Annotated in this window: 9 protein-coding genes and 1 tRNA gene; 1 reads left to right on the top strand and 9 read right to left on the bottom strand. The window is 57.7% G+C overall.

Annotated features, from left to right (window positions below):
• Positions 1 to 2: 2 nt before the first annotated feature.
• The 7 genes from dppC to CBW22_RS09720 form a co-directional block, all read right to left on the bottom strand.
• Positions 3 to 905 (bottom strand): dipeptide ABC transporter permease DppC, encoded by a 903-nt coding sequence (dppC, locus tag CBW22_RS09750; RefSeq protein WP_021507020.1) that lies wholly within the window; start codon positions 903 to 905, stop codon positions 3 to 5.
• 9 nt (positions 906 to 914) lie between these two features.
• Complete coding sequence (gene dppB, locus CBW22_RS09745) at positions 915 to 1,934, bottom strand: dipeptide ABC transporter permease DppB (protein WP_021507021.1); 1,020 nt, start codon at positions 1,932 to 1,934, stop codon at positions 915 to 917.
• Positions 1,935 to 2,179: 245 nt separating this feature from the next.
• Positions 2,180 to 3,790, bottom strand: a complete 1,611-nt coding sequence (gene dppA, locus CBW22_RS09740) for a dipeptide ABC transporter periplasmic-binding protein DppA (RefSeq protein WP_058758078.1) — start codon at positions 3,788 to 3,790, stop codon at positions 2,180 to 2,182.
• Positions 3,791 to 4,783: 993 nt separating this feature from the next.
• Positions 4,784 to 4,860: transfer RNA gene (locus tag CBW22_RS09735), tRNA-Pro, on the bottom strand.
• Positions 4,861 to 4,984: 124 nt separating this feature from the next.
• Positions 4,985 to 6,679, bottom strand: coding sequence for a kdo(2)-lipid A phosphoethanolamine 7''-transferase (eptB, locus tag CBW22_RS09730; RefSeq protein WP_088516556.1), 1,695 nt, complete (start codon positions 6,677 to 6,679; stop codon positions 4,985 to 4,987).
• A gap of 269 nt (positions 6,680 to 6,948) precedes the next feature.
• A complete protein-coding gene (locus CBW22_RS09725) occupies positions 6,949 to 7,377 on the bottom strand; it encodes an organic hydroperoxide resistance protein (protein WP_021507024.1) in 429 nt (142 codons plus the stop codon).
• A 96-nt stretch (positions 7,378 to 7,473) separates the two neighbouring features.
• Complete coding sequence (locus CBW22_RS09720) at positions 7,474 to 7,938, bottom strand: MarR family winged helix-turn-helix transcriptional regulator (protein WP_010616544.1); 465 nt, start codon at positions 7,936 to 7,938, stop codon at positions 7,474 to 7,476.
• Between the two features lie 60 nt (positions 7,939 to 7,998).
• On the opposite strand from CBW22_RS09720, the gene CBW22_RS09715 reads away from it, so the two are divergent.
• Positions 7,999 to 8,592: an HD domain-containing protein gene (locus tag CBW22_RS09715; protein WP_021507025.1), complete on the top strand. Its 594-nt coding sequence runs from the start codon at positions 7,999 to 8,001 to the stop codon at positions 8,590 to 8,592.
• Positions 8,593 to 8,638: 46 nt separating this feature from the next.
• On the opposite strand, the gene CBW22_RS09710 is transcribed toward CBW22_RS09715, so the two are convergent.
• The gene (locus tag CBW22_RS09710; RefSeq protein ID WP_021507026.1) at positions 8,639 to 8,935 is read right to left on the bottom strand and encodes an HTH-type transcriptional regulator; all 297 of its coding nucleotides are present in this window, start codon (positions 8,933 to 8,935) and stop codon (positions 8,639 to 8,641) included.
• A gap of 265 nt (positions 8,936 to 9,200) precedes the next feature.
• A complete protein-coding gene (gene uca, locus CBW22_RS09705) occupies positions 9,201 to 12,800 on the bottom strand; it encodes an urea carboxylase (protein ID WP_088516555.1) in 3,600 nt (1,199 codons plus the stop codon).
• Positions 12,801 to 12,839 lie beyond the last annotated feature (39 nt).

Here is a 12,839-nt window from a genome sequence, read left to right as displayed (position 1 = left end):
CTTTACTGCTTGAGTTTCGGGTCGAGTGCATCACGCAAACCATCGCCCATGAGGTTAAAGGCCAGAACCGTTAGCAGGATGACCACTCCGGGGAAGGTCACGACCCACCAGGCACTCTGCGCATACTGCAACACGTCGGAGAGCATGGTGCCCCACTCCGGCGTCGGCGGCTGCGCCCCCATACCGAGAAAGCCCAACGCGGCCATATCCAGGATGGCGTTGGAGAAACCTAACGACGCCTGCACGATCAGCGGTGCCAGGCAGTTAGGCAGAATATTGATGAACATCTGGCGTAGCGTACCGGCACCGGCCACGCTTGAGGCGGTTACGTAGTCGCGATTGACTTCCACCAGCACCGCTGCGCGCGTCAGGCGAATGTAGTGCGGCAGCGCGACGAAGGTGATCGCCAGCGAGGCGTTGACAATCGACGGGCCAAAGATGGCCACCAGCACCAGCGCCAGCAGCAGGCTTGGCAGCGCCAGCATGATATCGACGAGGCGCATGATCACTGCATCCACCACGCCGCCGAGATAACCGGCCATCAGACCGAAAATCACCCCCAGAATCAGCGACAGCACCACCACCATGCAGCCCACCAGCAGCGACAGGCGCGCACCAAACATCAGGCGCGACAGAATGTCACGGCCGACGTCATCGGTGCCCAGAATAAATTTCCAGCTGCCGCCTTCCTGCCACACCGGCGGGTGCAACAGCGCATCGCGGAACTGCTCAGCCGGGGCATGCGGCGCCAGCACATCGGCAAAGATGGCGATCAGCAGCATCAGAATGATGTAAACCAGGCCGATGACCGCGCCTTTGTTACGTTTAAAATAGTGCCAGAATTCCTGAATCGGGGTCATCGGCTTCGGTGCAGCGGTGACGCTTGCGGGATCAACAGCAGACATGATTCCCCCTTATTTCTTATGACGGATGCGCGGATTCACCACGCCGTACAACAGATCAACCAGCAGGTTGACCAGAATGATCAGGATTGCCACCAGCAGCACGCCGCCCTGCACCACCGGATAATCACGGCGCTGCAGTGCTTCGATCAGCCAGCGGCCGAGTCCCGGCCAGGAGAAGATGGTTTCGGTGAGGATGGCGCCCGCCAGCAGCGTGCCCACCTGCAGACCGATCACCGTGACCACCGGCAGCATGGCGTTACGCAGCGCATGCACCACGATCACGCGCATGCGCGTCAGGCCTTTGGCGCGCGCGGTGCGGATGTAATCTTCACCCAGCACTTCCAGCATCGAAGAGCGCGTCATACGCACAATCACCGCCAGCGGAATGGTACCCAGCACGATGGCCGGCAGGATCATGTGCATCACCGCATCTTTGAAGTCGCCCTCTTCGCCCCACAGCAGCGTATCAATCAGCATAAAGCCGGTGAGCGGATGGCTGTCGTCAAGGAAGATGGTGTCGCTGACGCGGCCGGAGACCGGCGTCAGGTTGAGCTGCACCGACACCAGCATGATCAGCATGATGCCCCACCAGAAGATCGGCATTGAGTAGCCGGTCAGCGAGATGCCCACGGCGGTATGATCGAAAATTGAGCCGCGTTTCACCGCCGCCAGCACGCCGACCGGAATACCCACGGCAACGGCGAAGATCATGGCGCAAATGCCCAGCTCAAGCGTGGCTTTAAAGCGCGGCACGAACTCATCCCACACCGGGATGCGGCTTTTCAGCGAGATGCCGAGATCGCCATGCAGCACGCCGTTGATGTAAGTGATGTACTGTTTCCACATCGGCTGATCGAGACCAAACTGGGCCATCAGCTGCGCATGACGTTCGGGGGAGATGCCGCGTTCACCGGCCATGATCAGCACCGGGTCGCCGGGGATCAGGTGAACGAAGGCAAAGGTCAATAATGTAATACCGATGAACGTCGGGATGACAAGGCCCAGACGTCGGAGTATGAATTGCAGCATAAGCCGGATTCTCAGTCATTTTCCGTGGCGCTAACGCCATGGACTACATTGCTCACAATCCGCAGCCGGCATAGCCGGACGCGACGCAAGAAGCGCTTCAAAATCCCCGTCATACTTCACGCTGCATCAGCGCAAGGTATTGCGGGTTTATAAGAAATTAGCCGGAAATAAAGTGCGGAGCACGGGCGGCGAAGGTGCCGCCCGAGGGCCAGCCATGCTGGCCCTGACCGCGATAATCCGAAAGGTTATTCCTGGATGTCGACGTTTTCGAAGTGATGTTTACCTAATGGATCAACCACATAGCCACTCACTTTCTTGCTCACTGGCTCGTACACGGTTGAGTGCGCGATGATCAGTGCTGGCGCCTGGTCGTGCATTACCACCTGCGCCTGCTTATAGAGCTCAATACGTTTGTTGTGATCGGCTTCAGCACGCGCTGGCTGAATCAGATCTTCAAACGGCTTGTAGCACCAGCGTGAGTAGTTGGAACCGTCTTTCGCTGCCGCGCAGCTGAACAGGGTGGCGAAGAAGTTATCCGGATCCCCGTTATCACCGGTCCAGCCCATCATCACGGTCTGGTGTTCACCGGCTTTAGCACGCTTCAGGTACTCGCCCCACTCGAAGGTAACGATTTTGGCTTTTACGCCGATTTTCGCCCAGTCAGCCTGAACCATTTCCGCCATGCGACGGGCGTTCGGGTTGTACGGACGCTGTACCGGCATCGCCCACAGGTCAATGCTGAAGCCATCCGGCATGCCCGCTTCTTTCAGCAGCTCTTTGGCTTTGGCCGGATCGTAAGCGTAGTCTTTGACATCATTGTTGTAGCCCCACATGGTTGGTGGGATCAGGTTTTTCGCTGCCTGACCGGCGCCCTGATAGACCGCATCAATGATCGCTTGCTTGTTCACCGCCATGGTCAGAGCCTGACGCACTTTGACGTTATCCAGCGGTTTTTTCTCGGTGTTGAAAGACAGGTAACCGACGTTCAGACCTGGCTGTTCCATCAGGTTGATTTTGGTGTCTTTCTTCATGCTGGCGATATCAGCCGGGTTGGGATACGGCATCACCTGACACTCGCCTTTCTGCAGTTTGGCGTAGCGCACCGAAGCATCTGGCGTGATGGAGAATACCAGACGATCGATTTTTGGCTTGGTGCCCCAGAAGTCCGGGTTGGCTTTGTACAGAATACGTGAGTCTTTCTGGTACTGCTGCAGCACGAACGGACCGGTACCCACCGGATTGAGGTCCAGTTTTTCTGGCGTGCCGGCTTTCAGCATGTTGTCGGCGTACTCTTTCGACAGGATTGACGCGAAGTCCATGCCAAGGTCGGCGAGGAACGGCGCTTCCGGACGGGTCAGCGTGAAGCGTACGGTGTAGTCATCCACTTTTTCGATTTTGGCGATCAGCTTCGGCATGTCCATGCCTTCGAAGTATTCGTAGCTGCCGCCGGAGACACCGTGGTACTTGTTGTTTTTATCGAGCTGGCGCTCGAAGGAGAACACGACGTCATCAGCGTTGAAGGTGCGGGTCGGCTTGAAGTCTTTGGTGGTTTGCCACTTCACGCCCTGACGCAGATGGAAGGTATAGGTTTTACCATCTTCGCTGACGTCCCATTTTTCTGCCAGGCCCGGCTGCAGCTCAGTGGTACCGGTTTTGAACTCAACCAGACGGTTATAGATCGGTACTGAGCTGGCATCGTAAGTGGTGCCGGATGTGAACAGCTGCGGGTTGAAGCCTTCCGGCGAACCTTCTGAACAGTAAACGAGGGTTTTCGCCTGAACGCCCGCGGCCACGGTCATAGCAATCAGGCTAAGACCGACCTTCAGCATCCTGGATTTGGCCAGGGAGTTGATCATGTTTTGCTCCATTGTGATGTGATGTTGTGTGCGTCGCCCGACCTCTGATTTTTTTATGCGGTTCGGGCAGGTCAGTTATGTAATGACCAAAATGCGAGCGGTTATTGTTGTAGCGCTGACGCCGTGGAACCTGCCAGCGCTGGCCGTCTCTGCATCTTATTGACGCATCAATTTGTCAACAGTTGCAATGAACGTCAATACAACGTGGGGTTATTTACACAGAGTGTGAGTAAGTGCAAGCAACGATAAAAAACAGTGTTTGCACGCTAAGCCAAAATTTAAAAAGGTGATAAAGCGCGCAATGCCGTGTGATTCTCTGGCAATAGCGCCTGATGACAGTGATTATCACCGTTAAAAAACGTCTTAAAGTTGTCGGTAAATGTTGAATATCTGAACGATTCCCCGTGCGTTATGACGTTCAGGCAGCGAAATATGCTGGCGTAATGGCATAAGAAATCAGCAAAAAGCAAAAACCGGTCATAAGCAGAATGTGTCGCGAATTAAGAGAGGTGCTTTGATGCAGCAAGGGATGAAGAGCGGTGTTGAAGGATAATACGGTTTATCCCGGTGATGATTAGTGGAACGCGTAAATTGATGACTTTGCTTGATGGCTGCCGGGATTTGAGTCTGGTTCAGGGAAGGTCATCAGATCGCAAAGGCGGCGTAAATACATCCCTGTAGCCTCGACCGCCGCATCCATGCGGCGGACGCTTTGCTCTCCTGATGGCCTTCCCTTCCCTTTTGGCATATGTACCGCTGCAATCAGTCACGCCACGCTAAACGGCAGTCAGTAAACCTTCAGCCATCACCGAAGCCGGATAAAGGGTGGAATGCGGGGCCGTGGAGTAAAGCGTCACACGCCATGGATGGCGTGTGCCGAGCGATCAGGGACGAGACAGCGTCTTTACGGAGCGGTCGCGTATTTCACCCTGAAAGTGCAAATACGACAGACGAAAAAAAACCTGCTTTTTGCAAAGCAGGTTTCTTAAATGATGGTCGGCGAGAGAGGATTCGAACCTCCGACCCACTGGTCCCAAACCAGTTGCGCTACCAAGCTGCGCTACTCGCCGATGGGGGCGAATATTACTGCCGTGACTTTAGAGCGTCAATCCCTTTTCCCGAAAATCCGCCTGATTGCCTGGAAAGCAAGCAGTGCCTTAAACACCTGCCTGCTCAATAAGATCCAGGCACGAATTACAGCGCTTTCGCACTGCTGGCAGTGGCAGGTGCCTGGCACCAGTTATTCGCTGCTTTAATACCGCCATCCGGCGAGGTATAACCCAGACACCCTAAAATGGTGTCAAACAGCTCAACATGACGATGGGTTTTGCCGACGCGCTGCTGCGCCTGTAACCGCTCAAAGTTGCTGCGGTTAGTTGGGTCCTGCAAATACTTATCAGACGCCCAGACAATCATCGGCACGCGGAACTGCTCCGGCGGCGCCATCTCGCGCGGCGTACCGTGCAGGTGCATATTTTCGCTGATCGACTCACCATGGTCCGCGGCATAGAACACAATCGCCTTCTTATCACGCAGCTGATCCAGCACGCTGTCCAGCATGGTATCGACATACAGAATCGAGTTGTCGTAGGCGTTAATCAGTTGGGCTTTGCTGCACTTATCGTCCACGCCAATACATTCAGGCTGATAGCGGGCATACTCGCGCGGATAACGCTGCGAATAGAGATAGTGTGAACCTTTCGTGTGCAACACCACCAGATGCTTGCCTTTCGGGAAGCGCTGCAGTGAAGCCTGCAGCTCCGGCACCAGCAGCATATCGTCCACCGCTTTGCCCTGATTGCGCTTCTCAGAACCAATCTGCTCGCGGAACGAGAAGTTATTCACATCGGCGTTGTCGTAGAACCACACTTCGCTCTGCATGGCGAACAGCTCGGAGGTGAAGCCCAGCTCTTTCATCACCGCAAAAATGTTCTGCTCTTTCAGCGTACGGCCAGGGTTATCCATGGTGCCGCCCTCGCGCACAAACATGCAGCGCAGCGACAGCTTGGTGGCGGTATCACAGGATTCACCGCGGAATGCCACCAGATTCTTCTCTTTCGACAGCTTCGGCGTGGTATCGCGGTTATAGCCCAGCATGCCCATGTGATCCCAGCGCGTGGTCTCGCCAATCACAAACACTACATAGGTATCGTCAATGCCAGGCGGCGCTACATAGGTAAACTTCTTCGCCGGATCGAGCAACTCCTGGCTGTCCAGCTTCTCATCCACCTTAGTCCAGGCGAACAGGCCCAGCGCCGCGATCCAGTTCGAAGGCAGATAAGAGTGCGCCACTACGCCGCCATAGCTTGGCAGGTCGATATTGGTGAGCTCTTCATTGGCTTTTTGCAGCTTGTCGAAGTAGCGAATTGGCAGCCATACCAGCGCCACGCTCAGCAGCAGGATCACTGTAGGTTTCAGGCGCTGACCGGGAGTTTTCAGCTGTTCAATCAGCGTCAGGCTCAGGTTATTGCGCCAGATCAGCAGCAGCGGCAGTGCGCTCACCAGCACCATCCACAGCACAAAGTGCAGCCCGATAACCTCTTTAGAGAGATCGACATCGGTGGTCATGACCGACGCCACGATGCCGTAACCGATCACCACGTTAAAGAACGCCATGTAATAGGCGGCGGCCACCGAAATCACCACCAGCAGGCTGGCGATCACGCGATAAAACCATTTGCCACCCAGCGACAGCAGTCGCATCAGGAAGAAGGTCAGCAGTACGGCCGCGGTCACTTCCGCCGCGGCGGATAACCAGTTGGTGACGGTGGATTTCGTTAAGAAGCCGTCAAAACGGCGATAAAAGATTGGCAAATTCAATAAGATGCCAAGATAGAGCGCCAGCAAAAGCGACAACTTTTGCTGCGTTAAACTTTTAATGTAATTCATATAAATTTCTGTTCCCGACCTGGTGTCGATGCTTCAACCGTAAATGTGACTGTGCAAAGAGCGTAAGGTTCGCTTGCGTAGCAGAAAAGCGTGACCTGGCGAGTAGGATCGGGACGAATCTGAACCCAAATAATTACGATGATGCACGGAGCGCTGCAGTAGAACATTTAACCAATGGTAAGACCAGAAAATTCTTTAGTTCGATGGGATGCGGGATGGTGTTCGTGATAAAAAAGGCTCCCGCAGGAGCCTTTTATGCATGCATCAACTTAGTTGATGATATTCAGCGTCACGTCGATGTTGCCGCGCGTCGCGTTTGAGTACGGACAAACAATGTGTGCCGCATCAACCAGCTTCTGCGCTTCCGCCGCATCCATCTCTGGCAGATGGATATTCAGTTTTGCTTCAATGCCAAAACCGGTGGGGATAGGGCCAATCCCTACTTCGCCCTCAATCCACGCGTCTTTTGGCATGGCGATTTTGTCGCGGCCGGCGACAAATTTCATCGCGCCGAGGAAGCAGGCAGAGTAGCCGGCAGCAAACAGCTGCTCCGGGTTCGTCACCTCGCCGCCCGCGCCGCCCATCTCTTTTGGCACGCCCAGCTTCACGTCCAGCACGTTATCAGACGAGGTGGCGCGGCCATCGCGGCCACCGGTTGCTTTGGCTTTGGCGGTGTAAATCACTTTTTCTAAAGACATCATAACCTCACTATTCGCTATATAATCGCGTGCTATTTATAAGGCACAGGGGAAAACTTCACTCTCAGGATGCCGCCGCAGCGACATCCCTGATGCTCAGGTGGCGCGATTCAGGTTGCCGCGCAGATCGTCCAGCTGCTGTTTCAGCGCCGCCATGGTGTCGGTATCGCAGGCGGTCGCACACTGTACCGCTTCCGGAATGCTGGCGGCTTTTTCCTGCAGCGCGCGTCCCTGGTCGGTCAGCGTGACCACGACCTGGCGCTCATCCTGACGCGAACGCTGGCGGCGCAGCAGACCAGCGCTCTCCAGTCGTTTCAGCAGTGGCGTCAGTGTGGCCGAATCGAGAAACAGCTTTTCACCAATCTCCGATACCGTCAGATCATCCTGATGCCACAGCACCAGCATCACCAGATATTGCGGATAGGTGATCTCCAGCGCCGCCAGCAGTTGGCGATAGACTTTATGCATCGCCAGGTTCGCCGAATAGAGCGCGAAACACAGATGCTGATCAAGCTGGAGTGGCGCAGGCTTCACTTTTTTGTCATCTTGATTACTGTTCATGCGACTCAATATAGATAGCGCGCTAGATAATTGCAAGCAACTTTTTCCTGGAGTGTGAAGATGCGTGATTCACTGGAAGAGCAGGCGCGCCGTTATGCCACGCAGGCACATGCCGATGCGGGCCAGCGTCGCAAATACACCGACGAACCCTATATTGTGCATCCGGCTGCCGTCGCGGAGCTGGTGCGCAGCGTCAGCGATGACGAAGCGATGATCGCTGCCGCCTGGCTGCACGACACGGTGGAGGACACCGCCAGTACTTTACAGGACATTGAAGAACACTTTGGTGCGCGCGTTGCACACCTGGTGGACATGCTTACCGACAGCGCCCAGCCGCAGGCGAAAAATCGTACCGCCCGTAAGCTGGCACACTTTCGCCACACTGCCGAAGCCTCGCCCGAGGCGCAAACCATCAAGCTGGCCGATATCATCGATAACACCCGTGCCATCGTGCAGTTCGATCCCAACTTTGCCCGGGTTTACCTGGTCGAGAAACAGATTCAGATTCAGCTGTTACAGCAGGGCGATCGGCGTTTGTGGCAGCAGGCGAATCACATCATTGAACAGGGCATCGCGCAGCTGGCAAAACCGCCGTACAGCGTGCCGGAGAGCTGGTTTGTCAAACAGGCGGCGAAATACGGTGGCTTAAGCTGAAAAAAACCCGCCGTGCAGGCGGGTCACAGAGAACCGATAGTCGGCGTTATTCCAGCAGCTGTCGGCCCAGATACGGATTGGCCTGCAGCAGTTTCATCAGTTTGCGAGCCGTGGCGGATGGGCGCGTACGTTGCGCTTCCCAGCTTTTTACTGACGAGACGCTCACCCCCATCACGCGGGCGAATTCATCCACCTGCATGCCGGTCATCTCGCGTAAACGCTGCGGTTCGGGAACGGAAACGGTATTGAGTGCAATTTCTGATACGGGAGTCTGTGCATCACGTGTCAAAACAATTTGCTCAAGACTGCTGAGTAATTCGACCATTGGATCTTTTATTTCCATAGAGAACTCCTTAAAACTCACTATGAAGCACGTGAAAGTAGAGAGGTAAGCGCCACCAGGCGCTGAAACCGGCCTTATCAGGCTGTATCCCGAAACAGTTTTCCCTTATCAGGGCGAAAATAGTGTTTTAATGAAACCGTTACGGGACACAGCCTGTTGCACACTGCGAAAAGATGTCAGGGCAATGCAACATTGAACCGGGTCTCTAAGTATGGGTCAGATCCCCGGCTTTGCTGCCTGTTTCCTGATTATTTTTTCTTCTTTCTTATACTGCAAACGGATCGATCACCATAAGTAACTGACCCGCCTGCACTTGCTGCCCGGCCTGGCGTTGCAGACTGTGGATTTTGCCACTGACCGGCGCCACGATCGGGATTTCCATCTTCATGGATTCGAGAATGCCTACCGTGGCACCCGCGGTTACGTCACTGCCTTCCGCCACCAGCCATTGCCACACGCTACCCGCCACCTGGCTCTCGACGCTGTGACAGCCCGCCGGCACCACCACTTCCTCGCTGCTCTGCGCCTGCAGCTGGCTGTCGAAGGTGAACTGGCCATCGGCGCGCCAGCGTGCCAGCTCGGCGTCAAACGCCTGCTGACGCTGCTGCTGGAATGCGTCGATCTCCGTCGCCTGGGCAGTCAGCAGCGCCTGATACTCGGCGAGGCGAAATTCCCCGGCTTCCACGCGCAGCGGATAATCGCCCCACGGGAAACGTTCGCGGATTTGCAGCAGTTCGTCGGCACTGACCGGATAAAAACGGATTTGGTCGAAGAAGCGCAGCAGCCACGGCTGGGTAAAGGCGCTGGTGCGGCGATCGCGATTCCACATCTGCAACGTACGTCCGACGAACTGATAGCCGCCCGGCCCTTCCATGCCATAAACACACAGATACGCGCCGCCGATGCCCACCGAGTTTTCCGCCGTCCAGGTGCGCGCCGGATTGTATTTGGTGGTCACCAGGCGGTGACGCGGATCGAGTGGCGTCGCCACCGGTGCGCCGAGATAGACATCGCCCAGCCCCATCACCAGATACGAGGCGCTGAACACAATCTGTTTCACCGCCTCCACGCTATCGAGCCCGTTAATACGCCGGATAAACTCAATGTTGCTCGGGCACCAGGGCGCATTCGGACGCACCGACTGGCTATAGCGTGTCACGGCTTCACGGCAGGCGGCATCATCCCAGCTGAGCGGCAGCCACACGGTGCGCGACGGCACAGCCGCGTCGGCGAGGTCGCCCAGCAGATTATCAGCGTGCAAAATTTGCGCCAACAGCTCACTTCTTGCGCACTGCTGCGCATCATAATGCACCTGTAACGAGCGGATACCGGGCGTCAGCTCCAGCTGACCCGCCAGCGGATGCGCCTCCAGCCACTGCATCAGGGCGTGAACGCGGAAACGTAGCGCAATGTCCAGCGTCAGCGCGCCATACTCCACCAGCAGAAAACGGTCACCCGCGGCGCGCACGCACAGTGCAGGCTGCCCTGCGGTTGCTGCATGCTGGTGCAAGATCGGATCGATCAGCGGCAGTGCTGGCGCCACGCACACCGCTTCCGGTTGCAGATGCGCGATCTCGCGACGCTGCGCCTGCGCCAGACGATCGGCATCAGCAAGGGCGATCGGCACAAAGCGCAGTCGATCGCCCGCTTTGAGCTGACCCAGCTTCCACAGATCGGCGTCGATCACCGTCGCCGGGCAGACAAAGCCGCCCAGCGAAGGGCCGTCCGGACCAAGGATCACCGGCATATCACCGGTAAAATCCACCGTGCCAAAGGCATAGGCGTTGTCGTGAATATTGGACGGATGCATGCCCGCCTCACCGCCGTCGCTGCGTGCCCAGTCAGGTTTCGGGCCGATCAGCCGAATCCCGGTGCGGCTGGAGTTGTAGTGCACCTGCCACTCAGCAGCGAAAAATTCGTCGATATCATCATCGGTAAAGAAGGCAGGTGCGCCGTGCGGACCATAAATAACGCGCAACTGCCATTCACCGTTAAGCGGCGGCAGCAGCGTCTCGGGCAGGCGCGCCGCCGCAGCCTGACGCGGCGCGGCCAGCTGCAGCACGTCGCCGGCGCGCAGCGCCCGCCCGGCGTGACCGCCAAACTTACCCAGCGTAAAGGTACTGCGGCTGCCCAGATAGCGCGGCGTATCCAGCCCGCCCGCCAGCAGCAGATAGCTGCGGCAGCCGTCGCGCACGTCGCCCAGCGTCAGGGTTTGCCCGGCCTGCGCATGCAGCACCTGATGCATCGCCAGCGGCTGGCTGTCGAGCGTGGCTGCCAGCGGCGCGCCGCTCAGCACAAAGCTGCATGCCTGATTAAAGCGCAGCGTCGGGCCGCGCAACGTGATTTCCAGCCCGGCCGCCTGGGCCTCGTTACCCAGCAGGCGGTTACCGAGCTGAAAGGCGCGGCTGTCGAACGGCCCGGAAGGCGGTACGCCGACGTGCCAGTAGCCGACGCGGCCCGGCGCATCCTGCACCGTGGTGAGAGTGCCGCCGCTGAGGATATCCAGCGTCGGCGGCTGCCACGCCACGCTGCCGAGCGTGGCGGTAATGATGCGTCCCTGCTGCACGTCCGGCAGCGTACAGAGCTGACGCAGCCAGCGCAGGTTGGTCTCGATGCCATACAACTCACTCTGCGCCAGCGCCGCGATCATGCCGTCGAGCGCGCGCTGGCGATCGGCCGCATGCACGAGGATCTTCGCCAGCATCGGATCGTAAAACGGTGAAACTTCCATGCCGCTCTCTACGCTGCTGTCGATGCGCAGCGTGGCGTGATCGAGCGCCGTCGGGAACTGTACGTGGCTGAGCAGTCCGGCGCTCGGCTGAAACTGCTTCGCCGGATCCTCAGCGTACAGCCGCACCTGAATGGCATGGCCCTGCGCCACCGGTTGCAGCGTCGCCAGCGGCGGCAGGCGCTGCTGCGCCAGTTCGACCATCCAGCGCACCAGATCCACGCCGTACACCAGTTCAGTGACGCCATGCTCGACCTGCAGACGGGTATTCACTTCGAGGAACCAGAATTTCTGGCTGACCTCATCGTAGACATACTCCACCGTGCCGGCGCTGCGATAGTTAACCGCGCGCGCCAGCCGTACGGCGGTGGCCTGCAACTGCGCGCGCACCGCATCGCTGAGCCGCGGCGCGGGGGTCTCCTCCAGCACCTTCTGATTACGGCGCTGCGCCGAGCAGTCGCGTTCGCCCAGCGCAATCACGTTGCCCTGGCCATCGCCAAAAATCTGTACCTCGATATGGCGCGCCCGGGCGATAAATTTCTCTAAGAAGACGCCATCGTCGGCGAAGTTGTTACCTGCCAGCCGCTTCACGCGGATAAAGGCTTCCTCCAGCTCGTCCGCGCTGTTGCAGCGCTGCATCCCAATGCCGCCCCCGCCGGCGGTGCTTTTCAGCATCACCGGATAGCCAATCTGTTGCGCGGCGGCCTGTGCCTGCTGCAGGGAGGTCAGCAGGCCGCTGCCCGGCAGCAGTGGCACCGCGTTCTGCTCAGCCAGTTCGCGCGCGCGATGTTTCAGGGCAAACGCCCGCATCTGCGCCGCATCCGGCCCGAGAAAATGCAGGCCCGCCGCTTCGCAGCGCGTAACGAACTCCGGTTTTTCACTGAGAAAGCCATAGCCCGGATGCAGCGCCTGCGCGCCGCTCTGCGCGGCAATCGCCAGCAGTTTGTCCTGGTTGAGATAGGTGTCGCGCACCTGGCCCTCGCCCAGCGACCAGGCTTCATCGGCCAGCCGCACGTGGCGCGCATGGCGATCGGCTTCGGCATAGACGGCAATCGCCCGGATATTCATGGCCTGCAGGGTACGGATGATACGCACGGCAATCGCGCCACGGTTGGCAATCAATACGCGATCAATCATGACTGAATACTCTTATTGCGGCAGGTCGTCCTGCACCAG

The sequence above is a fragment of the Pantoea sp. VS1 genome (assembly GCF_002207995.1).
In the GTDB taxonomy this organism is placed as follows: domain Bacteria; phylum Pseudomonadota; class Gammaproteobacteria; order Enterobacterales; family Enterobacteriaceae; genus Pantoea; species Pantoea dispersa.
Note: the sequence above shows the minus strand (reverse complement) of the source record. Positions and strands in the feature narration are given on the sequence as shown.

Bases quoted from the DNA above. Each gene is read 5' to 3' on its own strand.
- eptB (WP_088516556.1), bottom strand. From the start codon at position 6,679: ATGAATTACATTAAAAGTTTAACGCAGCAAAAGTTGTCGCTTTTGCTG.
- dppB (WP_021507021.1), bottom strand. From the start codon at position 1,934: ATGCTGCAATTCATACTCCGACGTCTGGGCCTTGTCATCCCGACGTTC.
- dppC (WP_021507020.1), bottom strand. From the start codon at position 905: ATGTCTGCTGTTGATCCCGCAAGCGTCACCGCTGCACCGAAGCCGATG.
- CBW22_RS09720 (WP_010616544.1), bottom strand. From the start codon at position 7,938: ATGAACAGTAATCAAGATGACAAAAAAGTGAAGCCTGCGCCACTCCAG.
- dppA (WP_058758078.1), bottom strand. From the start codon at position 3,790: ATGATCAACTCCCTGGCCAAATCCAGGATGCTGAAGGTCGGTCTTAGC.
- CBW22_RS09710 (WP_021507026.1), bottom strand. From the start codon at position 8,935: ATGGAAATAAAAGATCCAATGGTCGAATTACTCAGCAGTCTTGAGCAA.
- CBW22_RS09725 (WP_021507024.1), bottom strand. From the start codon at position 7,377: ATGTCTTTAGAAAAAGTGATTTACACCGCCAAAGCCAAAGCAACCGGT.
- CBW22_RS09715 (WP_021507025.1), top strand. From the start codon at position 7,999: ATGCGTGATTCACTGGAAGAGCAGGCGCGCCGTTATGCCACGCAGGCA.
- uca (WP_088516555.1), bottom strand. From the start codon at position 12,800: ATGATTGATCGCGTATTGATTGCCAACCGTGGCGCGATTGCCGTGCGT.